This is a genomic window from Candidatus Curculioniphilus buchneri endosymbiont of Curculio glandium, from assembly GCF_964275155.1.
GTDB lineage: Bacteria > Pseudomonadota > Gammaproteobacteria > Enterobacterales > Enterobacteriaceae > Curculioniphilus > Curculioniphilus buchneri.
In genome coordinates this window covers 777638-804591 of the sequence record NZ_OZ193413.1, presented here as the reverse complement: position 1 = coordinate 804591, position 26954 = coordinate 777638, and the positions used below count along the sequence as shown (strand labels likewise).

At 26.1% G+C, this 26954-nt stretch carries 15 protein-coding genes and 1 tRNA gene; 3 read left to right on the top strand and 13 right to left on the bottom strand.

All coding sequences use genetic code 11. The features are described from left to right. The first annotated feature begins 147 nt into the window (after window positions 1-147). Window positions 148-1533 (top strand): cysteine--tRNA ligase, encoded by a 1386-nt coding sequence (gene cysS, locus ACICP0_RS02405; protein ID WP_395479713.1) that lies wholly within the window; start codon window positions 148-150, stop codon window positions 1531-1533. A gap of 101 nt (window positions 1534-1634) precedes the next feature. On the opposite strand, the gene folD is transcribed toward cysS, so the two are convergent. Beyond that, a complete protein-coding gene (gene folD / locus ACICP0_RS02400; RefSeq protein ID WP_395479711.1) occupies window positions 1635-2519 on the bottom strand; it encodes a bifunctional methylenetetrahydrofolate dehydrogenase/methenyltetrahydrofolate cyclohydrolase FolD in 885 nt (294 codons plus the stop codon). Window positions 2520-2707: 188 nt separating this feature from the next. Here folD and ACICP0_RS02395 point away from each other — a divergent pair. Continuing rightward, window positions 2708-2781, top strand: a tRNA-Arg gene (locus ACICP0_RS02395). Between the two features lie 1404 nt (window positions 2782-4185). Here ACICP0_RS02395 and ACICP0_RS02390 read toward each other — a convergent pair. Beyond that, the gene (locus ACICP0_RS02390; protein ID WP_395479710.1) at window positions 4186-4743 is read right to left on the bottom strand and encodes a YggT family protein; all 558 of its coding nucleotides are present in this window, start codon (window positions 4741-4743) and stop codon (window positions 4186-4188) included. Window positions 4744-7636: 2893 nt separating this feature from the next. On the opposite strand from ACICP0_RS02390, the gene ACICP0_RS02385 reads away from it, so the two are divergent. Continuing rightward, a complete protein-coding gene (locus ACICP0_RS02385) occupies window positions 7637-8284 on the top strand; it encodes an MBL fold metallo-hydrolase (RefSeq protein ID WP_395479709.1) in 648 nt (215 codons plus the stop codon). Window positions 8285-9284: 1000 nt separating this feature from the next. On the opposite strand, the gene ACICP0_RS02380 is transcribed toward ACICP0_RS02385, so the two are convergent. The 11 genes from ACICP0_RS02380 to kdsD form a co-directional block, all read right to left on the bottom strand. Next, window positions 9285-9794, bottom strand: a complete 510-nt coding sequence (locus ACICP0_RS02380) for a penicillin-binding protein activator LpoB (protein WP_395479708.1) — start codon at window positions 9792-9794, stop codon at window positions 9285-9287. A 396-nt stretch (window positions 9795-10190) separates the two neighbouring features. Further along, complete coding sequence (locus ACICP0_RS02375; RefSeq protein ID WP_395479707.1) at window positions 10191-10550, bottom strand: HIT domain-containing protein; 360 nt, start codon at window positions 10548-10550, stop codon at window positions 10191-10193. A 1159-nt stretch (window positions 10551-11709) separates the two neighbouring features. Next, entirely contained in the window at window positions 11710-12360 is a 651-nt protein-coding gene (locus ACICP0_RS02370; RefSeq protein WP_395479706.1) for a DedA family protein, read from the bottom strand. 1640 nt (window positions 12361-14000) lie between these two features. After that, window positions 14001-15428 carry an exodeoxyribonuclease I gene (gene sbcB / locus ACICP0_RS02365; RefSeq protein ID WP_395479705.1) on the bottom strand — a complete coding sequence of 476 codons (1428 nt, stop codon included), beginning with the start codon at window positions 15426-15428 and terminating at the stop codon, window positions 14001-14003. A 2424-nt stretch (window positions 15429-17852) separates the two neighbouring features. Beyond that, window positions 17853-18431: a Fe-S biogenesis protein NfuA gene (nfuA, locus tag ACICP0_RS02360; RefSeq protein WP_395479704.1), complete on the bottom strand. Its 579-nt coding sequence runs from the start codon at window positions 18429-18431 to the stop codon at window positions 17853-17855. Window positions 18432-19573: 1142 nt separating this feature from the next. Next, window positions 19574-20431: an RNase adapter RapZ gene (gene rapZ / locus ACICP0_RS02355; protein WP_395479703.1), complete on the bottom strand. Its 858-nt coding sequence runs from the start codon at window positions 20429-20431 to the stop codon at window positions 19574-19576. Window positions 20432-20539: 108 nt separating this feature from the next. Beyond that, a complete protein-coding gene (ptsN, locus tag ACICP0_RS02350; protein WP_395479701.1) occupies window positions 20540-21013 on the bottom strand; it encodes a PTS IIA-like nitrogen regulatory protein PtsN in 474 nt (157 codons plus the stop codon). 1240 nt (window positions 21014-22253) lie between these two features. Next, on the bottom strand, window positions 22254-22979 hold the full coding sequence (gene lptB / locus ACICP0_RS02345; protein WP_395479700.1) for an LPS export ABC transporter ATP-binding protein: 726 nt from the start codon (window positions 22977-22979) through the stop codon (window positions 22254-22256). 15 nt (window positions 22980-22994) lie between these two features. Beyond that, the gene (lptA, locus tag ACICP0_RS02340) at window positions 22995-23477 is read right to left on the bottom strand and encodes a lipopolysaccharide transport periplasmic protein LptA (RefSeq protein ID WP_395480253.1); all 483 of its coding nucleotides are present in this window, start codon (window positions 23475-23477) and stop codon (window positions 22995-22997) included. Between the two features lie 46 nt (window positions 23478-23523). Beyond that, window positions 23524-24090 carry an LPS export ABC transporter periplasmic protein LptC gene (gene lptC, locus ACICP0_RS02335; protein WP_395479699.1) on the bottom strand — a complete coding sequence of 189 codons (567 nt, stop codon included), beginning with the start codon at window positions 24088-24090 and terminating at the stop codon, window positions 23524-23526. A gap of 524 nt (window positions 24091-24614) precedes the next feature. Next, complete coding sequence (gene kdsD / locus ACICP0_RS02330; RefSeq protein ID WP_395479698.1) at window positions 24615-25601, bottom strand: arabinose-5-phosphate isomerase KdsD; 987 nt, start codon at window positions 25599-25601, stop codon at window positions 24615-24617. Window positions 25602-26954: the final 1353 nt, after the last annotated feature.

The following is a 26954-nucleotide window of genomic DNA, read 5'->3' as shown; positions in this document are numbered from 1 at the left end:
TCATAAAGCACTAGATATCTCTAGTGCGTACTAATATGAGGTTTTACAAACGTAACCAAAAAATTATAGATTTAAGATTATGAAACAATAGTACTTACTTGTCATATTTGCTATGGTATGTCACCAAAAAACGTGCGGAATGACTTAATGTTAAAGATTTTTAATACCCTGACGCGCCAGAAAGAGACATTTAAACCAATCTACGATAATAAAGTCGGGATATATGTATGTGGTGTTACCGTATATGATCTTTGCCATATTGGTCATGGACGTACTTTTGTTGTTTTTGACGTTGTTACACGTTATCTACGATATCTTGGCTATCAAGTCAATTATGTGCGTAATATTACCGATATTGAAGATAAAATAATTTGTCGAGCTGCTGAAATTGGTAAAGTTTTTCATCAATTAACTGAGTGCATGATTGATGAAATGCACTGTGATTTTAATCAACTTAATATTCTAAATCCTGATCACGAACCACGTGTAACAAAATTTATAGGCAGAATTATTGAATTAATTGATCATCTGATCCAGCGTCAGCATGCTTATATAGCTTCAAACGGAGATGTAATGTTTTCTATAAACAGTGACGATAATTATGGCGTATTATCACATCAAAATCTTAAACGACTTCAATTTAGTACTAGTACTAAATTAACTAATGCCAAAATAAATCCAATGGATTTTGTGCTATGGAAATTAGCTAAAAATAAGGAGCCAAGCTGGCCTTCACCATGGGGTAAAGGCCGTCCTGGCTGGCATATAGAATGTTCTTCTATAAATACTCATTATCTTGGCCATCATTTTGACATTCATGGTGGTGGATCAGATTTAATTTTTCCTCATCACGAAAATGAGATAGCACAATCTACTTGTGCATATGACAGTCCGTATGTTAACATCTGGATGCACTCTGGTATGGTAACGGTTGATCATGTAAAGATGTCTAAGTCATTAAATAACTTCTTTACTATACGCGATGTATTATCACATTATGATTCTGAATCAGTAAGATATTTTCTTATATCTAGTCATTACCGAAAGCTATTGCATTATAACGAAAAAAATCTTAGACAATCACGCGCCTCGCTTGAGCGTTTATACATTGCTTTACGCGATACTGATATTTTAGCTGAACCAAGTGATAAAAAAAACTTTTCTATACGATTTATAGCTGCAATGAACGATGACTTTAATACACCGGAAGCTTGTTCTATATTATTTGATATAGCTCATGAAATTAATCGATTAAAGACCGCAAATTCAGTGGAAGTGCATGGTGTTGCATCTACTTTACGACATTTAGCTCATGTTTTAGGATTACTTGAACAAGAACCAAATGCTTTTTTACACAAAGGTATTATAGTCAATAAGGATGATAATCCAAGAATTAGAAAATTAATTAAATTGCGAGATGATGCACGTAAATCTCGTCAGTGGAAAATAGCTGACGAGGCTAGAGATGAGCTGCATTCAATGGGAATCTTATTAGAAGATAGTCTTCACGGCACGAACTGGCGCCGTAATTAATTACGTAACAGTAAATTTATGAATATTATTAATATAATATTATAATATATTAAATATACATGTTAAGAGTTAACTTGTAATGAATGATAAAACATCGATTGTTATGTTAGTATGGACGGTGGTGACACAACAGTGTCATGGTAATTTTCACATGCTTGCAGAGTATTCTGAATGAGCATGGCAATTGTCATAGGACCTATCCCACCAGGTACTGGTGTAATATACGAAGCCCGCTGAATAGCTCCATCATAATCTACATCACCAACAATTTTTCCATTTTCTAAACGATTGATTCCCACGTCAATTACTACTGCACCAGGTTTAATCCACGCACCAGGAATGAATCTTGGTGTTCCGACTGCCACTATTAATAAATCAGCATTTTCTATATGTTGTTTTAAATTCCTAGTCAACCTATTGGTAATAATGACTGTACATCCGACCAAGAGTAATTCAAGACTCATTGGTCGTCCAACAATATTTGATGTTCCAACTACCACAGCATTCAAACTAACGGTATTAATATTATAATATTTCAGCAGCGTCATGATACCGTGCGGAGTGCACGGTCGCAGAAGAGGTGCACGTTGGCACAAACGACCGATGTTATAGGGATGAAAACCATCTATGTCTTTATCTGGTAAAATATGTTCCAGAATAGTAAGATTATCAATGTCCACTGGAAGTGGTAATTGTATTAGTATACCATCAATGTCACTATTGGCATTTAATACACTAATCAGTGTCACTAATTCTGTTGTTGTTACTGTACTAGGAAAAGTATAATACATGGAAATAAAACCAATGTCTTTACAGACTTTTTGTTTATTGGCAACATATATCTTTGAAGAAGAATCATTACCTACAAGTATTACCGCTAGTCCTGGAGCTCGTTTCCCTTTTCTCAAACGTTGTTGAACTTTAAAAGCAATTTTATTCTTAATTTTTTGGGCAACGGCCTTACCGTCCATTATTTTGGCTATCATATAATTCAAAAACCTACCAACATAATACTAAATAAATTAAAAGTGTCACATATCACTAATGGTGCAGCTTATGATTTTATAAAAGGTAATATAATATTATATCATTGTCTATAATTTTAAAAAATCATTTGACTCAAATATGTATACTTTTATACAATGATGTTGGTGTTTGATAACATAAATCTTATGCGCCCTTAGCTCAGATGGAGAGAGCAACGGCCTTCTAAGCCGTAGGGTACTGGTTCGAATCCAGTAGGGCGTGTTATTTTATAAGATGTATATTTATTATTGATAACTCTAATTATATGCTATCTTATGTTCTTTAAAAAAATTTCAGGTGATATCAATCAATTCATTTTCTTTTGCCTTTTATTTTAAAAAGAAAAGGGATTATATATATAATAATATTATATAGCATTTTTAAAATTAAGACATTATCGTAAACAACAATCAAATAACATAATCTTAGTTGAAAGAAAGTAGTAATTTCGCTGTACGTAAGATTACGTTTAATCAAGTCGTTAGTTTTATTTATTTAATGTAATATATTCCCATCATTATGGCACGTTCATTCTGCTTCATCTCTACATTTTGTAAATTATTTCTTATTATTAGAAAAGTAAAAAATAATTTACTTTTATCCGTTGTTGTCTAATGATTGCTACTATTCTATAGTAGAACCGTTAGTTAATAAAATATTTAAAGTTTTACATATTGATGTAAATACGATTTTATTTACTGATTGATATTTCATAAAACCAATGTACCTTCAACGAAGATAAAATAATTAGTTACCATGGAAATTTTTTCGTTTTTGATAACATTAACCCATTGGGAATATCATCAAGTAATATTTACTCGTAAACTATAAGTCGATGCTGGAGAAGAATATCTCTTTCAATAAATAAAGTGTTTTATGATCTATTTTTTAATAAAAAGAAAGCTAGATTCAATATCTTCTAATAAATATTCAATATATTTTATATATGGAACTTTATTATTATCAGGTAGATGTACACATAAAATTGAAATAAGGATATTTTTATATGACAAAGATATAGATATCTAGAATATAGACTGATTGGTAGTAAATTTTTCATTTTAAAAATAAAAATGTTTAAATATGATTAAATAATCGGCTATTGTTAAACCAATATACACTTAATGATTAAAAATCATAATCAGCTATCTGATTATTAATCTTTAATAAAATAGTTTATTCTTAAACGTGACACATGCAATACAATTAATCATGATATCAGTTATCTATTCTGTGTATTTCAAATTTCAACTTATCATGTTTTTGATATGTGGTTAAATTAACAGATTATTGAATTTTTTAAATGTATTTAAAACTAAATCTCTATCTAATATTCTATAATAATGTACAATGATTGATGAGAATATTTTAAAAATAAATAAGAATAGAATATTGAAAAACGTTTCTTTAATGTATTTAATATATTGAGAATATATCGTAGATAATATAAAATAAGTTTATATTTTCTAGTAAAATCTTTCTTGTTTTTAGATATCAAGTAATTATTTGAATATTTCAAATTTGAAATATTCAAATTCATACTTTTCCTTTTGTTAAAAGAGGCTTTGAGCTGAAATTAATTTTTTATTTATAACAAGAAACATTCTTTCTTATTGTAAATTTTAATTATAAACGATTCCAAATAGTTGGAAAAAGATTCATACCGAAGTAATTCAATGCATAGATAATTAAAATTATGAGCATTACCGAAAAGTCAATACCACCTACAGTGGGTAATATGCAACGAATTTTTTGAATTAATGGTTCGCTTAATTGATAAAATATTACATCCATTGGACTTCGTCCTGGACTGGTCCAACTGAGTAAAGAACGGACAATCAATACCCAAAACACTAATTTTCCCGCTGCTTTTAATAAAGCTAATAAACCTATTAAAAAATACATAGGCTCAAAGAGTAGAGATTTCATTTCAATTAACGTTAATAATGGAAATTTAATCATTGCTAGCGTAAGTACTAAAAGTAAAGAAACACTATCTAATGATTCACAATTAGGAATAATGCGTCGAAGAAAAGGTTCGATCATTGTTTGTGTAACTTTAACAATTAATCGAGCAAAAGGATTATAAAAATCGCAACGTGACCACTTCATCCAAATTCGTAACAGCAATATGCTGATATAAAAATCAATTAGCATTTTAACTAAAAACGCCAGTGTTAGCATAAGAGATTAATGTCCTTTACAACGTAAATCGATATTGTATGAGCCGTAATTATTAGGATAACTTTCTATTTTTTAATACTTTGAGTTGATATTATCATGATACATAAAATAAAATATTTAAATATGGATTAGTTAAATTTTATTTAAAAGGTACATGGTAATATACCATGGTATATGAAGTAAAAGTATCAATAAAATTATAAAAAATATAAGGTTAAGTTTTTTAAAGCGATATACACCCAAAAATATAATCCCTAGAAATTTTCTAGTTTAAAACTCTTCAATACTCTATAAATATAAAAGTCAATAATAAAAAATTTTTTATTATTGTTTCATTTATCTCAAATCGAAATAGTATAACCTTTTTTGACTTCCTACCAATTTATCACATGCATTATAATACATGGTTTTATTAATTACTATGTATACATTATTCCAACAACGTATATATTTTATATAAATTTTTTAAAAAACATAAAAACTATGGATAAAAACTGATTATCAGACATATTCCTATATAATATATAGTGGACACTTATACTTCAATGTTGTATATTATAATAATATTAAGTACTGTACTGCATTTTAGTTTTAAAAAATCTGATCTTATCATTGATAAGATCCTGTAAATTTAAAATTTATAATTTATAGTACGTTAATATTATATAGATATATGTTCTTATTTTATTAAATAAAATTTATGCGAATTAATTATAATTGATTTTTAAAGTTCATTCAAAAATAATTTAATGCTATATAGTTAGTACATCTTAATTTTGTTAGATAATGTTTTATCTTAGATGATTGAATGTGTCTTAATAAATTATTTAATTAAGATTCGATATAATATTCAGAGTTTATATTTTTTAAAAAAATAAAAATTTTATATCATTAAGTTATAATTGATCCAGATTACATTTTAATGCAAAACGCACCTTGCTATAACATTATATAGTAATTATCAGATCTGATCTCCTGATAATCAGAAAATTTACTTTTATTAAAAACTGCGGTGATATAAGTATCATTATCATTAGTATAAACATGATTGTTTTAATTAAAATATGTTAATTTTAATACATTTTTTTATTATGTATAACATACGTTCGATGTCAAAAAAATTATATATTTCTATGTGATTTTTCGTTACTTAATATTAAAAATTAAGAGATAATATTCAAGCATGTAACCCTTACAATGCTAAAATTTATTTTTTTAGCCACGTTCGATTTTAACAATAACCATATTACATCATATTTTCTAATATAATATAGTTGAAAATAATGGTGTTTTAGATTGGTGTGACTTTAGCACACAATGTGTACATTAATACATGAATTCTTGACATATTAGATTACTTTTCATTATCCATAGACGTATGTTAATGAATGATGTATAACTTTTTTATATACAGAAAATATCTATAAAATTAGACATACTTTATATATATTTATACTAATTACTAATTATGATAAGTATATACTATCTCCTACAATAGGACGCTAATATATTAAATATATTTTGTAACAGTGATTGCATCATAATGATTATGAAAGGAAAAGAGGACTCAGCATACATAAAAAATTATGTTTTTTTATATTCATAACTATATGAACATTTCGATATAATATACATTATATTTAATATTTTTTAATATAAGTTCATTTTGAATAATTAGTATTATATGCTTATTATTTATTTCAAAAATAAACTACTACTTAATTTATTAGTTAAAAATCAAAAAAAATATTTATATTCTCTATTATTAAATTATTTGAATTTATTATCCTAAAATTGTAATATGTTCACATATAAGATCAAATTACATCACATTTGTTAATGAAAGATATTCAAATTAACTATGTCAAAAAATGGCTTTCTAAAAAGAAAATAACACTCTTTTTAATTATTTCTAATGTTATGCTATAAAAACAGTAATAAAATTTAACTTAATATAAATCGTAGAACACATATTGAAATATGATACTCTAAAAGTCTGTTTTTACACTGTTATAAAGAATGTAAAAATAATTTAATAAGATATTATTGTGTTACAAATTTTGAGTACCTGTATGACGTTCAATTATTATGCAATATTTTCATCTATTCTTATGTTTCTTTGATTCAAATATTTTAATTTAATATATAAAAATAAAATTTAAGATACGTGTCACCAATGGAATTGTGATTTGTTTGATTCCTTAAAGTTAAAAATATACTATAATTTATATATCAGTAAAGTACTCATCCTATCATATTATCAATATAGATAAATATTGATGCTGATTTCGAATATAATAGCTACTAGAATAATATTCTATATAATAATAGAAGTATTTCATTTTAATAAAACTTAGTTTTTAAATACTAACCAATATGATCAATAAATCATAATAATGAATTGTCTTAAATTATATAAATTAATAGAATTAGCAACTATCTTAATTTTATATTTTCATTATAACTAATCTGACTTCAATTTTTATTTTTACAACCAGAAAAAATTTTTGTTTCATAGAAATTTTAGAATAGAAAAAAATCTATTGATAATATTATGATATAACAAGCTAAATTAAAATAATACTAAATGTATTCAATAATACTTTATACTACTTTTACTTTAGTTTGTTAAAAAGTATCAATCTACTCACTTTTTCTGATTATTTATATCTTTTTTTGACCATTATGACTGCAATAAAGTAATTTATCTTAAAATATTAAAAGTAATTTAATATATAAGTTTAGTTAAACGTGAAAATAAAATATTTATATATGTAATAATATTTTAATGTCTATATCGTTCACTGAACTAGTGGATGTTTTCTAAGATATATCATTTTATTTAAAACAACCTCTTAATAAATTATTAATCTTTTTTTGAAGAGAAAAAAATATGCAGTATCATATCATACCAGTCACCGTATTTAAGCAAAATTGTTCATTAATTTGGTGTGATCAAACCAAAGAAGCAGCTCTAATAGACCCCGGTGGAGACGTTTCTCGACTTCGTCAAGAAATTAAAATGTGTGGTGTGATGGTAAATAAAATTTTATTAACTCATGGTCATCTAGATCATGTCGGTGCTGCTAGAGAATTAGCATCCTTCTATAAGATTCCAATTATTGGTCCACACTGCAACGATAAGTTATTTCTAGATAATTTGTCAGATCAATGTCGCTTTTTTGGAATAGGGAGTATTCCTCCTTTAATTCCCGATCAATGGCTCTTAGAAGGTGATACAATAAATGTTGGCAACATTACTTTTAGTGTGTTGCATTGCCCTGGTCATTCACCGGGTCACGTAGTCTTTTGGGATAAGGCCGAAAAATTCATATTAATGGGAGATGTATTGTTTAAAGATAATATCGGTCGCACTGATTTACCAGGTGGTGATATAAAAACATTGATGCAATCAATACATCAATTAATGATGTTAGACAATGACATTGTATTTTTGCCGGGTCATGGTCCAATGTCGACGTTGGGACGTGAACGTTTCTTCAATCCGAAGATTGAACATTATTATATACAAAATACATAATTTTATTTCGGTTTACTAAGAAGTAGGGATTATCTTTAGTTTTTAAATCACTATCAAAACCCAAAGATCAATTTAAGATATAATATTATGTATTATGCCTAAATATTTAGTAACATACTATAGCTATGCTTTTTTATGAAAAATTAGTATTGCATTTAAAATAGAATTTAGTCATTGCATCAAATTAATTAAAACTGCAAATCAATATGATTAATTATTTAATTATTTTTAGTAACTAAGGAACGTCAAGAGTCATTTTAGTGGTATTGAAATATTGTTTCACAGTATATATTAAATAAAATTTATATAAAACAAAAAATATTTTTTGATAAAAAATACAATTTTTACTTAAACAAAAATGATTTATATAACATTAGCATATTATGCTATTCTTATAGAATTCATGGTTCATTAAACTATCTAGTTTGTTATTAATATATTTAACAAAATATATTTTTTATTATGTAATTGAATATTTTAAATTAATAATAATTCATTTTGTTTAGCTATTGTACAAAAAAACGAAAATGGTAATTATCATATCAGAAATACATACTTGGTATTTAAAGTATTTAACAGACGTTATCTTGGATAAAAAAATAATTAATTTTAAATTTTTTAAAGCAGACAGAATATTTTAACAAACAATCTAACAATCAAATCATTTTAAATATTAATTTTTGATACATGTTTAGTATATATGCATTCAATAACTAGACATAATTTATTTTTTACCAAAAGTAATATAGCAAGAGGATATGATATAAATATATCTAAAACATATATTGATATTTATCTACATTTAAATACTAGTTTTTTATTGCATTACAAATTAACTTCAAATGAAGCTAATTTAATTGTTGGTAGGTACGTGGTATACTTTAATTAACTGTATTTTAACATGAAAAATAACCAACATTTTAACATGAAAAATAACCAACCTATGCACATTAAATGATCAATGTTACATTATATAGGGTTAATTTTGATGTGAGACATATTAAAAAATACTTTTACTTGTCATAGACCAAATAATTTCACCAGTGTTTACTAGAAGTATTTGTAAATTAACATAAGGATATTGTACATTACCGCTAGCAATACTATAAAGTACATACTGTATATCAAGATATCGTGCTAAACTTACTACGTTATTGAGCAACTCTAATCCATTATCGGCTGATATTCCTAATATTTGACACGCCATATTCAATCGATCAGAATCACAAAGTTGAAACTTATTACTAACACTGTTTTTTAGAAGTTGAATAAGTATCGATGTCGCCTCATTAGTTTGTAAATTACCATTGGTATTATTTTTCATAGTTGTTACTAATAGAACACTGCCGTTTTGAATTTCATTTATTGAAACCATCGCATGCACCATAGGTGAAAAGCTAGATTTCCAATCTACAGTTTTAATTTTTGGTAACGTCTTGTAGAGTGGTTCACTAGTTTCTAGACGATGTAACTTCGGTATTGTAATTGATAACTGATCTGATTCAGTCATGTTTTTTGGCATTTTATAAAAAAAGTGAGAAGTACAACAGCTAGCTATTAATGGAGATGTGAAAATGACTAAGAAGATTTTATGTATTTCTAATTTTATAGAAACTAATACATTCAAGATTTTATGTAAATGTAGCACAAATATATTGTTCCTTTAGATTACTGCTGCACATTTTTATTCATCTTTATCCATAATTTAAAAAACTACTATGTAAGCGATACTTAATAACCATTATCATTTATCAAAGTTTCAAGAAATATTACACCTACAATAGGCTGAACTTAAAATCATTATTATCTAAAATATTATACTTGATAATAATCAATGATTATTAAGATCGCAATGATACGATTAATCTTTAATAATGATACGATTAATCTTTAATTATGTAATTTATTATGTTGTATGACAACAAACCATATTTCCAAGTAATTTACCACCTAAAAGGTGCATGTGAAGATGATAAATCTCTTGTCTGCCGTGTTTATTACAATTAACTATCAATCGATAACCATCGTTATCAATGCGCTCTTGTTTAGCAATTTTTGCTGCAACAGTAAATAACCGACCTAAGGCTACTTCATGTTCTACGGTGACATCATTAATCGTAGGAATCAAACGATTAGTAACAATTAAAATATGAATTGGAGCTTTGGGTTGAATATCACGAAAAGCTGTTACTAGATCATCTTGATAAAGAATGTCAGCTGAAATAGTTCGGCAGATAATTTTACTAAAAATACTTTCTTTATTCATTCACTACCTTCTTATTGTTACTAATGTATGCACCGATAGAAACATGCATAAGAGAATTGTAATTGTTACTAATTTTTTGATGTATAAATCTCACGGCTATTATTAAATTAATTTAACTGATGGATCAATTAGTTATTGCTAAAATTTTTAGTAAAAACATTATCTATATAATATAATTTAGTACAAGCTACTGTTTAGCTGTAAATCATTTAAATTTTTTCAATACATTGTAATAATAATAAACATTAGAATGTTCTGAATCTCTTACGTATCTTTAGATAAGTATCGGCTCTACACGTTTTTTATTATTTTTAATAACGACGAAAATTTTTATTTGAAAGCTAAATGAAAATTTAGAGGACCGTTTTACTAGAAAATATCAATGAATAATACTAAAATATCAACTTAATTAATATCAATGATATTAATAAAATATGGCTATTTAATGTATAGTGATAGTATGATTGTCTAAATTAGAAACTCTTAACTATCAGGTTAAAGTATGGCTAACATTAGTTCAATAACAAATTAAGAAATTTTAAAAACCTTACTTGATTCTTATGGTCAACAAAATTAATGTTCTATTTGTATTAAAATAGATAAATAACTTTCTAGAATTTGAAAAAACCATTGCATTGCTAAGAATTAGCATATAGGCTCGCTATATGTAATATAATTATTTTTTATAATACTATTAATAATATATTAGCTATTATAGTCTACTCGGTATGTGAAGAAATCTATTGAAAATAATATTTGAGTTTATCATTTTTAAAATACTACTATTTAAAATAGTTTACAAATTATTTTCTATGATATTGGTATACGTACCTTTAAGCAATCCTTATTAGTTCTTAACTTATCTATAATATTAAGTTGTAACATAATTCTATATGATTATATATATAACTTATAATGAGTATTTAACTGAATGCATTAAAATACTCATTATATAGCTATTAAGTATCTTAACTCAATTTTTAAAATAAATTTTTGCATTAATATTACATACTAGTGCAACAGCACTATTATATTACTATATATATACTATAATGATATATACTATAATGAAAATTTCATAACGAAAATAGCAGTAAATAGTATTTGGATCTATATGAATTCATTGTAGTCAATTGGTAATTTTATTATTAATTCGGAATCAATTTTTTCTACGAAAAATGATTACTAAGGAGCTGACTAATCCAATACTAAGTAGAACTAATGGTAATAGCATTAAGCATAAAATCATTACTTCTTCATATCTTTGGAAAACAGAGGTTTTTCCAAAAAAAAATCCTATTAGGATAAGAATAAACACCCATAAAAAAGCACTAGTCCAATTGAAAAAATGAAAACGTGATTTTTTTAATCCAGATAATCCAATGATAATTGGTAAAAGAGTACGTACAAATGCGATAAAACGACCTATCAAAAGAGCTGATAGTCCATGTCGATAAAACATACGATAGGCTCGTTCATGATAATGAACAGAGAAATGATTAAGCCAGTTTGTTACAATCCGATTATTACCTAACCATTTTCCTTGTAGATAACTAATCCAACTTCCGAGACTTGCAGAAATAGTTAATAACAACAGTGTCATCGGAAAATTAAGTGTACCTTTAGCAATTAAGACACCTAAAAATATTAACAAACTATCTCCAGGTAAAAAAGAAGATGGAAGGAATCCATTTTCTAAAAAAAGGATTATACACACTAATAAATACATAATACAAACTAAGATCGGATCGGACAATATTTCAAAATTTTGTTGCCATAGAGCATTTAATAACTCCTTCAAGATATTCATCTTATTCATTTTCTCAAAAAATGTAGGATAACAATGTTACTGTTTTCTGTTATGTTTCAATATAAACAGAAATGAGTAAAAAAATCAGAAGTGACGATGCCTTATTCAAGAAAGCTATTCATTGTAAAATGAAAAACATTATAATTAATGTAATTCAATTGAAAAAAATCAGTTTATTATAATAAAATTTAGAATATAAAGATAGTGAATGTAATTCACTACATATTAATAACATACGTCACTGGAAATAACTAATATTATTAAAAATAACTTTTGTTAATCATTCTTATGTAATTGTATTTTTTAAGAACATATTATTCTTATTGACTTTATATAACTAATTAAATCGCATGATTTATGGTATATACGATGAACATGAGTCAATATAAATCTCATTTAGATTAAAATCTAATGATAAATCCTTTATAACTTCATTATATTTTTTTGATAATTTCATTGATGTAGTCAATTATTAAATTAATATCGTGTTCTGGTCTCATGACGTAGATTTCATCTTTTTTAGATATCCATATTTATATGGAATCATGTGAAATTTTATTCAAAAATGAATACACTAAAAAATAAAATATTAACTGAATGTAATAGGAATAAATTAAGGTAATGGAGCAAGATCACATTTTATATTTATTTGTTTAATATTATTACAAATAAAAACTTGCTATCAATTAATAATAATTAATAAAAATTAATGCATTTTACTTAATCTGATAGAATATAAAATAGAATAGAAAATCTAAAAAAATCGGAAAATTTTCTTAATTTTACATAAAATGATTATTTAATTGCAATTAAGGATTTTTATGGATAAACATATTATATTCCATATCTAGCATGTTAGACGATATATTATACTTTTGACATATTATAAAATAAAATATTACACAGTCTTCACTGTCCAATTGATTTTAAAAATGATTATGAATCGTAGTTAGATGATATATTTATCCAATTATTTTTAATTATGAACTTAAATGGAAAATACGTTTTTTATAAAATATTAAAATTAGAAATAAGTTGATCAATGTGATTATTAATTATACATAGAGTAATTATTAGCTAAATATCAAAAAGATTTATAAACTACTATTTATGTATTTTTTGATATTTGTATATCAATTATCTTAAATTATAAAGAAATTATTATCAATTAAACTAAGGTTAAAATAATTAAGATATAGTATAATTTCACTATATGTGAAATAATATATATAACATGATTTATATGTTTAATTTGAGACAATAGTTACTAAAATTAGTATGAATTTAATAATATATTGATAGCGAGAATGCTCTATTTAAAAAATGATACTCAAAAGTTTTAAAATAGTTAATGTTCACACATACGTTAAGTAATTAATATTTTTACATACATAGTAAACTATTAATATGTTTTTGAAACATTAAAAAAAATTGAAAAGTATTGTGGTAATAATTTTTTTAATTGAGATATATATAAAAAATGTATATACATAAAATATGTATATGATGATGTGTGTAATGAAATTGGCTAAATCAATGAAATTACATATGTCAATACAGTGTTTATTTTAAATACATTAATGGTTATTAATAATGAAATTACAATATTTTATACCTTATTATAGTAAGGTAAACCTTCATCACAAGGTGTGTAAATATTCAAATAATGCATTGATAAGCTTAATTTTTGTACCATTATCTTTGTGAATTTGATAGAGTATTTTCAATTTGTTTACATAACTCTCTATTCGAGATTGAATAAAGCAAGATTTTCGATATTCTAGCCAAAGTATTCTTTCGTCATGATTTAATGTGTGAGGAAAATTACGCGCTCGATAGCGAAAAAGTAAAGGTTTTAGTCTGGGATCAATAAACTTAATATTGAGTGCCGGCAAATTTTCAGGTGAAGTTGCTAGGATAGCATTCATCGCAGCACGATCAGATGCTCTGAAAAAACCGTCATAAAGTCGTATATCTACATTATCCGATGTAGTATAAGAAGTAGATATTTCCATAAATGATGTTATGATTTTTTTTTGTATTTGTAAATGGTTATCACGTAGCCAGATTAAATTATCTAGACAACGTTGAAGATACATGCCAAACCGAATAGCATCATTTGATCTAAGTGTGTCAGTAGGTACTAGTACTGGACATTTATTTAAATGTATTAGTTTTAATGGTATTGCAGTGTGTTGTTCTCTTTCTTTAGGTGGAGTACGTAATAAGATATGTAACTTTTCGCTGTTTAGATCTGTAAGTAATTGCATTTCACCACTTAGATTACAGGCAATTAATATATTTGGATTAGTAGGATGCCATGCAAGAGGAGCAATCCAAGCAATGTTACCATGAGTAACGTTAAATGTGTTTGATACATGAATTAGTGGTTTTATTGTTTTCACATCAATTAGTTTTTTTAGCTGATGTTTATTACGATAGCGATAAAGATAGTTAAATAATTTTGGTTGTACTTTACGAACTAGTTTAGCCATAGCTAATGTAGCATAGACATCAGCCATAGCATCATGAGGATGGATGTGATTTACGCCATTGGCATAAGTTAAATGCTCTAGCCGAAAGCTAGGCAATCCTTTTTCATTAATCGGCCATTTAATTCCTTCAGGGCGGAGAGCGTAACAAGAACGCATTACATCGATTAAATCCCAACGTGAATTGCCTTGATTCCAACTCCAGCTATAAGGATCGTAAAAATTACGATAAAATAAATGGCGACTTACTTCATCATCAAATTGAATATTGTTATATCCTAAAACACAAGTTTTTGGTGATATAAATAATTGATGTACTCGAAATGCAAATTCTGGCTCTATGACACCATGACGCAACGCTTGTTGCGGTGTAATTCCAGTCATCAACACTGCATCGGGATCTGGAAGATAATCGTCAGGAGGACGACAAAGAAAAATTTTCGGTTCATCGATAGGATTAAATTGACTATCAGTGCGAAGTCCTGCAAATTGAGCTGGTCGATCAATAGCAGGATTTTTACCAAATGTTTCATAATCGTGAATCAAAAAGGTAGAGTGTTCAATTTCGTTAATCATAATACTACATTACTATACTAATTAACTCTTTTATCTTTAAATTCTTATTTAAAAAATCTCTTGAAAAAGATGTATTTTCAAATAAACGAGTTATACATTCAAATAAATTATATAGTAGTATATATGAATTGATAATAATATCCTAATCTTTTAATCCTTTTCAAGGAACAAGATTTCATAAAATGTAAGATAGTGCTTGGTTATAAAGTTATTATAGTATGTTTGACAAACAGCCAAAATTATTCATAATAATACAAATGTAATAAAACGACTTGTTTAGTATTATATCAGAAAATGCACTAATTTTAATATCTTATCATTAAGACGATCTTTATATGAATATAAATTTCATACTTATATATTTAAGTTATTTTTCCTAATATATTTTTTAAAAGAGTATATGAAGAGATCAAAATCTCAATTAACAAATTTTATTAACACAGCTAAACTTCATAAAATAAAAACCCATTCTAAAATTTCTAGTAATATATTGAAGAGCTAATACAATATTTTTGTATTTCTTAAAGTTAAAATATTGCATCAGGAAAATAAAATATTTTATAAATATATAAATCATTCCGTAGATGATCGTGTATAAATATCACACTGTATTAATTACAGTTAATACTTGTTTATACTTAGTAAGTAATGCACAAATTTACAGGAGATATACATCATGTATATATATGATTTCATTGTTACTAACTGTATTAAATAGTAAATTGAAAACATAGTAAAATTAGTTATATTTCATAATATATACACATTTTTATATTATGCAGGTAATCTATTTTTTTAAAAAGATTTTTTAATATTTTATCACGTCAACTAATCATATTTTTTTTACAAAAAAACTAACTAACATTCAGCTTACGAAATTATGTATCTATTACTATGCGACATGTGATATATTTTATGTATGAATTTTATTCAGATAGATAAAGTTTGTTATCTATTTTCAATTAAAAGTGAATATTTTTTATTTTAGTTACATACATTATATTTATATACTAACATGAATATGTTATCATTTTATGAATACTCAAATAACCTACTCATCTAATTCAAATATTCTGAATACTAGTTATAGTAATAAATTTATGTTAATAAATAATGCATAACATTAACTTATTATTTGTGATGAAGACCAGAAAAATTCTAAAAAAGTTAGACTATTTCATATATAAAAACTAAGCTTCTTATTTTTATCCTTATAAAAATTTTGTTCGAAAAATTGGAACCTCTGACCAATAATACATTCCAAACGTATTGCTTCACCAATCTGCACGACTCACCGTAATTAGAAACTGTGTCATATCATCATGATATAGGCATCAATTTCTTTGAATTATTTCTTTATAAAATAACTAAATTATCCATCGATTAAATATGGTAAATTAAAATTATTTTTGATATTACATTAAAAAAAGTTTATGATTACTTTAATTGTATTATTGTATGAGAAGTAAAATCAGATACTTTTAATCGGAGTATTAAATTCGATATATTATAAAATATTACTGACATGTAAATAGAGAACTCTGTTGTAGAAATATAATAAAAATTAAATATCACGAATAATTGTTGTCTTATTTGCAATTTTCGTAATGCTAATAGATTGTTCTACAATCTATTTTATACAAGCAAGGTATCTATTGTTAGATAGATTGTAGGCAATTTTATTGCGCCTGTAATTTACAGGAGATGAAGATATTTTTAAATTTAAATATCCTAATCCTAACATTTATTTTCACTAACATTAGAAATTGATATGTCAATTTAATGATAATAACTGAATGTTAATTTAAGAATTTTATTCTCTTGATTCTTATGATACCATAGATATACATAAAAATGTCTATATGATGAGTGATATCAATCACAGGTTATAAGCCTGTAACATAGAAAATGTTTGTTATCATTTATTAATTAAAAAAATAAATCTAATGAATCAAATTATTATTACATTATATAGTACTGTTAAATATCCTCTAGTACGGATTTTGATTCAAAATCAATTTATTGATCTAATAAATACATAAATTTAAAAAATTAATAGTAATATAAGACTTTGTCTTACGACACTAGGTTTTAGTTTCTATATTTAAAAAATAAAACAACAAAAATATTTAAAATTTATTGATATCAAAGATATAATCGGCACTATATACTAACGTAGTAGTATATGTGAAAACTTTTAAAGATTTTTACATAAAAATAAAATATTATTTTTATAGAAGAGAATACTAACTCTATCAAACTAAAAATATTTTTAGATCAATATAATTGTTTTAATTAGTTTGTATTATTTCTTTTTAATGTGATAACACTCATTGTAATGAAAATTACACATTTTCTATGAAGAAAAACTATTAATTCTGTTTTGTTATTTTATTTAACTTGAAAGGTGATAGCTAGCAATTTTTAATAGTAGGAATGTTCTCCATGCTTATGTTCGGTCAAATCACATATACCTTTGAGTTCACTGAATGTTTCTAAAAGTTTTGTTTCAACGACTTCCTTCAGCGTATAGTCTACCATAGCACAACCATTACATCCTCCACCAAATTGAAGGACAGCAAGCATATCATCCGTAAGTTCTATTAATTTAACTTGCCCTCCGTGACTTTCTAATTGAGGATTTATGTTTGATTGTAAAAAATATTCGATGCGGTCTATAAGAGGAGCATCATCATTTACTATGTTTAACTTCTTCGCATTAGGTGCTTTCAGCGTTAATTGTGAACCTAATTTATCGGTAATGAAATCAATTTCAGCATCTTGTAAGTAAGGTAAACTTAATTTATCAACATAAACCAAAAATTTTTCATATTTTAGTTCAGTATCGGTAACCTCTATTGCATTTGATGGACAATATGAGATACCACATTCTGCATTAGATGTACCGGGATTAATAGCAAATACGCGTATTTGAGTACCAGGTTCTTGATGAACTAATAAGTTAGAAAAATGTTGTTGAGCACTAGTAGTGATATGAATCATAATCATTACTCAATCATATATCGTTATTTGCTATTATACACATATATCTTCATGTATCACAAGTTACAAACAACGTATTGGCATAATTTATATTATAAAAAAAGAAATTTTACTTCAAATAGTGAAAATATTGACGTTATTTATTACTTCATCTTTCCAACAGACCTATCATCCTTATTTAGTAAATAAGATATTAAAAGATATGTATTAAAAAAGATATGTAGTATAATTGATATTATATCTAATTTGATTGACAGTATATTACTATTATAATTTTTCATTAAAAGAGTAAATTTGTAGAATCTATATAATCTTTGTATAGTCTCATGTCATTCTTAATATTTTAGTTTTAGTAAAAACTATGTAAACTTTCATTTTCTATTTTTAATAAACTCTATATGAAAATAAATCATTAAATTTAGTCAAATTTTTATATTTAACATTTTTATTGAGAAGTGAATCGTTGAATTTAAAAATAGAATATAATGATGGTTAAAATCTAAAAATAAGTTCGTACCACTACGCTAGATCAGCATAAATAACGAGTATTCATACATGTTAACATTTAAAAAGACATACATTTATTCAGTCATTTTATAAAAAAGTACAATAATATTGTTATAACATATTATATATAAATGACAATTAATATGTAATTGTATTATTGCATATGTATATACAGATACCTGAATAAAATGATTAATATTTTAAAGTATCTAGACAATAGATAAGTGTATTTATTAAATATTTTATTTTAAGATTAGCTGATAATATATTTATATCTTTTGTCAAGATAATCAAAGATTACTTTATTATATTGTTTATATAATGAGGAGAACAGTAATGTTCAACAACAGAACATTTCAAATATATTTTTTAATGTACCCAAATATTATGTTAATAATAACTAACGTGGTTATACATATAAAAAGTATAAAAGTCTAATCTTTAAACATATTTAATACATTAAATTAATCAGTTCCTATTTAACATAGAATACAATAAAACAATTTAAATATTTATATTTAATTACATATATTTTATAAAGTTATATTTTATATAATGAATAAACAAAGTTTTTTTATTAATTTTTAATTAAAAATCTTAACTAATATTTAAATTTCTATTGTTTATTTAAAACATTACGATTTATTTTTTTCTAATGTACGGTGTCTAGAATGTACGTTTTTATCACGGGAACGAAAATAATCTGCTAATTTTTCGACAATATAAACTGAACGGTGTGTTCCACCGGTACAACCTATAGCAACTGTGAGATAACTTCGATTATTAGTTTCAAGCATTGGAAGCCACAACTCCAAATAACTACGAGTTTGATAAATAAAATTATGGACTTCAGTATGAAGATCTAAAAAATCCGCTACCGGCTGCTCAAGACCAGTCATTAGTCGAAGTTTAGGATCCCAATATGGATTAGGTAGAAATCGCACATCAAATACATAATCTGCATCAATAGGAATGCCGTGTTTATAACCAAATGATTCAAACATCATAGTTAATTCTTTTTCTCGCTTACCTAATAGCCTGGTACGGAGTATCTCCGCTAATTCATGTACTGACATCTCTGATGTATCAATCACTAAATCAGCATATGATCGAAGCGGCTCAAGAAGTATTTTCTCTTCATCTATTGCTGTTTCCAATGATAAACTGCGGATAGAAAGTGGATGCAGCCGTCGAGTATCACTATATCGGTGGATAAGTGTATCACGATCAGCATCTAAAAATAGTAACTGCAGGGAAAAAATACGGGGAAGATTATGTACAATAGCCTGTTCAAAAATTTCCGGAAATTCAGGCATATTACGTACATCAATACTCACTGCAGCAGAAATATTACGACTTTTTAACGTCTCAGCTAATGCTGGTAATAATACAATTGGAAGATTATCCACACAATAAAAACCTATGTCCTCTAATGCGCGTAAAGCAACGGTTTTACCTGAACCAGATCGACCGCTGATAATAATCAGTACCATGATGATATAGCCTCCTGGCTTCTTGTAGATTACTACTAATATAAGTTATTATTTTCTTCGATCCTCCTTATTTTAATTATTGAGGTAACTAGCAAGTAGTATCAATCACTATTTTCCGTTTTCAGTAAAAATATGATATAATTCTCTGTCGCTTTGTGCAGCACGTAAGCGACGGCAAAGAGTTTTATCCGTTAATTTTTTGGTCACCAACGATAATATATGCAAGTGATTTTTGCATTGTTCAGATGATACTAATAGTGCAAACAGAAGATCTACTGGTCGATTATCAATCGCATCAAAGATAATAGGTTGTTCAAGCCGGATAAAAACTCCCAGTGTATGCAACTTATTTTGTTCTAACTTACCATGTGGTATTGCAATACCATGACCTATACCTGTACTACCCATCCGTTCGCGTGTCAATATAGCCTCACACACTACTTTTGGTGATAAATTGAGCTGTATTGCTGCTAATTCACTTATTAGCTCTATTGCTCTTTTTTTACTTTGGCAATGGATATCACTGCGTGTACGTTCAATATTTAATAATGAATTAATCTGCATTTCTATGTTATTAGTCATTTCGAGTCGCTTAGTATGCTGTTAACTTTTAAGACTCATCATTTTATTCTTGAATATAGGAAAATAAATTAATGTAAAAATTGATACTTTTCATTTATTCTGCTATGAATTAGCAGAATAAATACTCTCTTTATGCTTATTGATACTTATTTTATCATTGAATATATTTTTAAATATTTAATGATACGATAGTCGTATACATATCAATCTAGTCTCGTTATATTGTGAATATAACGGCACTAAATTATAACTAATTTAATAAATTTATGCATTTTATTTATCCTCAATGTAATATCATATTAATTAATATAATATAGAGATTAATTTTTAGAAAAATTTTTTTCTATTGATTATATAGAAAATAACTAAATCGGACGTTGTGTAAAGCATTATTGTCAACTAGAATATTATCGGTTAGTTAAAAATTTTTTCATTTTATTGTAAATTATGGATATCTTTGTGCCATTTTCAATTTAAGAAACAACATTTGAATATATAAACACTGTGATTTTAGAACATGAATTATTTAATTTATTTATATTGAACCGTTCAATAAAAGATACTATTAAGGTAATATTTCTGCAAAAACATATTATAATAATATTTATTAATCGATTTTGTCATTTTATTTATATCATTTCTTTTTTGGCTATTTGAATTATTTATTTTACTAAAAATTTTTGTGTTAATTTTTTGAAATAAATTTAATTTCATAGTGTATTATATGTTATATATAAAAATTTACATACTATTAATTATATTACTGACTAACATACATTATATCAATAATATTATTAATATAATATCATTACTCAAAATTCTTGCATTATACACTAGTATCTAGTGTTAGATATCTTTATTTTATATTATTATATATAGCATAATCATTATCCTAATAATAAATTTATTATCTGTTCTTACCTTATTTAAAAGTATATTTTATTTTAAAAGTCCTAAATTCTGATTTAATATCATCTTTTTCTTGATTACATTGAAAATGATCAGAAATATTTTCAGTATATACTAATTATTTTGCATATATCCGTATAATCATAGAAAGTCATTTTTTTTGCGATTTATATTCATAATATTGAAAATTAATAGCTATTTACAACAGATAAATAAATCCTATTTTTTTGAAAAAAATTCATTATTAATTATTTAATTGTGAAAATTGTAACATAATATGTAATATGTTAGTTTTCTATATAATTAACAATAACATTGTTTGAATTAAAAACTAGAATTGAAATTTTTCACCTAAATACACTTTTTTAACCTGTTTGTTGAGCAAAATTTGAGAAGGAGAACCATAGGCAATTAACTTGCCTTGACTAACAATATAGGCTCTTTCGCATACATCCAGTGTTTCACGTACATTATGATCAGTGATCAATATACCAAGGCCACGATGACATAAATATTGAATTATCTTTTTTATATCACTCACCGAAATAGGATCAATTCCAGAAAAAGGTTCATCAAGTAAGATAAATTTAGGATTCATAGCCAATGCACGCGCAATTTCAACACGGCGCCGTTCGCCTCCAGATAAAAATTGACCTAATCTATTTTTAAATTGATTCAAATGAAACTCTTCCATTAACTCTATTGCACGACAGATACGCTGTTTTTTAGAAAGATCTCGGCGAATTTGTAATACTGCCATTAAATTATCAAATACATTTAATCGACGAAAAATTGAAGGTTCTTGTGGAAGATAACTAATACCTCGTCTAGCGCGAATATGCATTGGTAAAATACTAATATCGATATCATCTATCATAATTCTGCCAATATCACGTTTAATAATACCTACTAACATATAAAAAGTAGTAGTTTTACCCGCGCCATTGGGCCCTAACAATCCAACAATTTCGCCAGATTTAACATTCAAACTAACATCTTTTACTACATGGTGTTTTTTATAAGTTTTAGATAAATTTTCTGCAATTAATGTTGCCATGGATTATAGATATTATTATTTAATTGGATTTATCGAAGTTTTTTTAATGAATTCATCTTGAAACTGTACAGGTGCTAATATAGCGGTAACTTGCTTATTTGTATCGCTCAATACCTCTATTTTATTCTTTTTTACGTGATAGATAATTCGATCTCCTTTTACTTTGCTATCTAATTGTTCTATGCAGGCTTTTCCTGTTAACATTAATAAGTCATTTAAAAATTCGTATCGTACTTTTGAAGCATGTCCCTGAAGTAATTTGCCATTTTCTTGGAATTGAAAAAATTTAACCGGATCGCCATATCCTTCTACAACCTTATAACTATCTTTTTCATTAAAGTAAGCTATTGCCTTATTTGCTCGAATATCGATAGAGCCGTATTTCACTACTACTGTACCAATAAGAGTCATAGTTTTAGTAGTTAAATCTACCGATTGCTGTGTAGCACTAATATATATATATTGTCGGTTATCATTAGTGAATGCCTTTACCTGCATATTCACTAATATTAGGTTGCTAATTAATAAAAGAATAGGATAAATATCATGAATTCTGCATTTCATAAAAAGTATGAACGTTTTCAATTAAATCAGCAGTTTTATTACGTAAATTACCGCGCATTTTCATGCCGGTAGCACTGAATCTAATACCATGTAAAGTAACTATGTTATCTGAATAGATATCTTGAGTCAGTAGATTAATAACTGCATTATCCATTATAATATGTTGAATTTGAAAAGCATTAGTTAAATTATGTACTTGAACGTGACCATATAAACGCAAAATCTTATTTCTAGTTAATTTAGCTAAATCTGCCTTAATCATCCACGTAGGGAGTTTTTTTTCATCAAAAATAGTAGCACTCGGTTTAGTAAACCAAGTAATATGCTCTTTGGCGAAATAATCTATGTGATTAGCTATCAACTTATAATTAATTCCACCTTCTGTATTATAAGCTAGAATACTAGTTTTTTCACTTTGAGATGTTGGTTGTATGCTATTTACCGTTGTTTGTAAAGGTATTTTTTCAGTATTTAACAAATTTAAACAGATAAAAACTAGTATGAATAATAAAGGAATCGTTGTGATCCAACGTAATATTTTAATCATATTTACTGCCCATTGGCATACTATAATTCTTTAATATATAAGATAAAGAAAGTAAAAATATTTAAAAAATGTATTTTCAATTAGTTCATCATGTTTATGATTTAAACATAACCTTTTAACCATAAAGAAAATATGTTCTGTTATTATTATATTTTCTTTTAATATGATCTTGGTTGATCTCTAATCCTAAAGAGTTAGATTGCTCACTTTGTCATATCTTTAATCAGAATTATTATATCCTGGTGATAAATTATTACTTGAGAAAATCAACAGGTTCTTTAAACTTACATTGATGATATCAACAATAATATTGTTGCAATACAGTAGAATATACTGTAAATTATCGATAGAAATTCGAATAATGCAATGTATTGGCATTATATTCTGAAAAACAATTAGATAATCGAACATATGACACTAATCTATATTGTCAATAGATTACACACATTTTATCAATATATGTCACTACTGATTTAATATGAGCCATTAGCTTCATGATGGAAATAAAAAAGAGTCACTTCTAATTATATTATACCAGCACGTAACATATCATGCATATGTATAACGCCAAGTAGTCGGTCATTTTTTTCCACTAAAAGTGAAGTAATATTGCATAATTGCATTAAATTAAGTGCCTCTACTGCTAAAGTCTCAGGTGAGACACGCACTCCGCCTGGAGTCATAACTTCAGCAATATAAGCTTGATTTAGATCAATATTCATATCAAAAACTCGGCGTAGATCGCCATCCGTAAAAATTCCATCAATAACATTATTCGAGCTACAAATTACTGTCATTCCAAGATTTTTACGAGTAATTTCTATTAATGCTTCGCGCAGCGAAGCTGTTCTGGAGGTTAAAGGTATTTCGTCGCCACTATGCATAATATCACTAACACGTAATAATAATTTACGTCCTAACATACCACCTGGATGAGCAAGTGCAAAATCAGTAGCAGTAATTCCCCTCGCTTGTAAAAGCGCCACTGCAAGTGCATCACCCATAACTAGCGCAGCAGTAGTGCTAGCAGTAGGTGCTAAACCTAATGGACAGGCTTCTTCAGGGACATACACGCAAAGATGGATTTCTGCGATTTTACCCATGCTGCTATCTGCATTTCTGGTTAAACAAATAAGAGGAATACGTAGACGCTTTAGTCCCGGAACTAAAGCTAAAATTTCATTTGATTCACCGGAATTGGACAAAGCGATCACAACATCTTGTGATGATACCATGCCTAAATCTCCATGACTCGCCTCTCCAGGATGGACAAAAAAAGCCGGAGTACCAGTACTAGCAAAAGTAGCAGCTAACTTTCGACCAATATGACCAGACTTACCCATACCCATTACTACTACTTTTCCAGTACAATGGAACAATACTTCGCAGGCATGTTGAAAATCAGCATTAATATATTGATCTAACTGTGCTAAACCTTCCCTCTCAATAGAGAGAACTTGTTTTCCGGCTGTGATGAAATTAAAAGTAGGAGATAGTGTATTCTTCGACATAAAGATTATTCTGATAGTTTTTGAGGATATCCTCATACCAAATAGAAGATGAAATGATAAACAAAATATTTTTCTCCGATGAGTAGTTTATCTGATATGTTTTGTGCACTTTATTTTAGTAAAGATAAAACTAATAATTAGCATAATCTAAATTTTTTTAACAAAACGCATTGGCTTAAAAAATATATTACTCAAATAAATGGAACAATGATATCATTGAATATAATGCAATCAACTAAGGTTAGTCAATATAATGTTATTTATTGCTTAAACACATTTCCGATAATGGTCAGTAATATTGAAGTTACTCACTAAAATTTATCAAATTACTGGTATTATTTAGCATAATTTATGTTAGATTAGAAATAAATAATGATTTTTGTTTATTAACTAACATCTAACAATATAATTTAGTATATTTTTTTAAAATTTTTCACTGTTAAACACATTCATTGAAATCTAATAAAATAATTTGACTACTTTGTCAAAAGATTGCTTTCTGTATGAAATTTTAAGGATTATTACAACAGTAGGATATTTTTTAAATAACATTACAAGTAGTAAGGTTGTACTGATCTATATTTAATCAATATTATATTAACAGTATTTTAAATATATAATATTATTAATTAACAAATTTAATTAAATTAAATAAGAAATATGATAATTTTACTGTTTCTATTTTATGAAAATATAGGATATTTTTTCATTTTATTATAAATTAAAAATAACAGATATAGTTATATATAACATAATAAGAGATTATCTTAATAAATTATTTCCATTTAAAAAATAATAATGTTAATATATTATATAAATATGTCTGATCTATTAATTAATAGACATTTATCTAACGCTTCTGACAAAGAAGATAAAATAATATAAATTTAATTGGATTTATAGTAGCATTATTTTAATAATATAATTCTATTTACAAAACTAGTGACTTCATCTATATCAAAGATTAACATGTTAATGTTAGTTCATACAAAGATAAACAATAACACATTCAAAATGATGATATCGTTAACATCTAGATAGTAATCGTTCTCAAGTTCAGTGAAAGTATTATATTTGATATGCATAAGCATGAAGTTTAAAAATGGTAAAATTACTGCAGTAATGGCAAAATCAGGTATTAATAAAATAATTTTACTACGTCTTATCAGTAGATAAGTTAGTATGAAATACTGGTAATATTATGGATATATGGCCAATAATATTTTATTATATTGCATCAGAAATCATATAAAGTCCAATAACAAATTGGCGTATTGTTTCAGTCCGGTAAATTATTTATAGACTGTGCTGTATTTGAAAATTTCGATTTTTTCTCTTAATGTCATACCCGTT

Excerpts from the sequence above, each read along its gene's own strand:
- cysS (WP_395479713.1), top strand. The coding sequence starts at position 148 with ATGTTAAAGATTTTTAATACCCTGACGCGCCAGAAAGAGACATTTAAA.
- ACICP0_RS02390 (WP_395479710.1), bottom strand. The coding sequence starts at position 4,743 with ATGCTAACACTGGCGTTTTTAGTTAAAATGCTAATTGATTTTTATATC.
- lptB (WP_395479700.1), bottom strand. The coding sequence starts at position 22,979 with ATGGCAACATTAATTGCAGAAAATTTATCTAAAACTTATAAAAAACAC.
- ACICP0_RS02370 (WP_395479706.1), bottom strand. The coding sequence starts at position 12,360 with ATGAATATCTTGAAGGAGTTATTAAATGCTCTATGGCAACAAAATTTT.
- sbcB (WP_395479705.1), bottom strand. The coding sequence starts at position 15,428 with ATGATTAACGAAATTGAACACTCTACCTTTTTGATTCACGATTATGAA.
- nfuA (WP_395479704.1), bottom strand. The coding sequence starts at position 18,431 with ATGATTCATATCACTACTAGTGCTCAACAACATTTTTCTAACTTATTA.
- ptsN (WP_395479701.1), bottom strand. The coding sequence starts at position 21,013 with ATGACTAATAACATAGAAATGCAGATTAATTCATTATTAAATATTGAA.
- folD (WP_395479711.1), bottom strand. The coding sequence starts at position 2,519 with ATGATAGCCAAAATAATGGACGGTAAGGCCGTTGCCCAAAAAATTAAG.
- ACICP0_RS02380 (WP_395479708.1), bottom strand. The coding sequence starts at position 9,794 with ATGACTGAATCAGATCAGTTATCAATTACAATACCGAAGTTACATCGT.
- rapZ (WP_395479703.1), bottom strand. The coding sequence starts at position 20,431 with ATGGTACTGATTATTATCAGCGGTCGATCTGGTTCAGGTAAAACCGTT.
- lptA (WP_395480253.1), bottom strand. The coding sequence starts at position 23,477 with ATGCAGGTAAAGGCATTCACTAATGATAACCGACAATATATATATATT.
- kdsD (WP_395479698.1), bottom strand. The coding sequence starts at position 25,601 with ATGTCGAAGAATACACTATCTCCTACTTTTAATTTCATCACAGCCGGA.
- ACICP0_RS02375 (WP_395479707.1), bottom strand. The coding sequence starts at position 10,550 with ATGAATAAAGAAAGTATTTTTAGTAAAATTATCTGCCGAACTATTTCA.
- lptC (WP_395479699.1), bottom strand. The coding sequence starts at position 24,090 with ATGATTAAAATATTACGTTGGATCACAACGATTCCTTTATTATTCATA.
- ACICP0_RS02385 (WP_395479709.1), top strand. The coding sequence starts at position 7,637 with ATGCAGTATCATATCATACCAGTCACCGTATTTAAGCAAAATTGTTCA.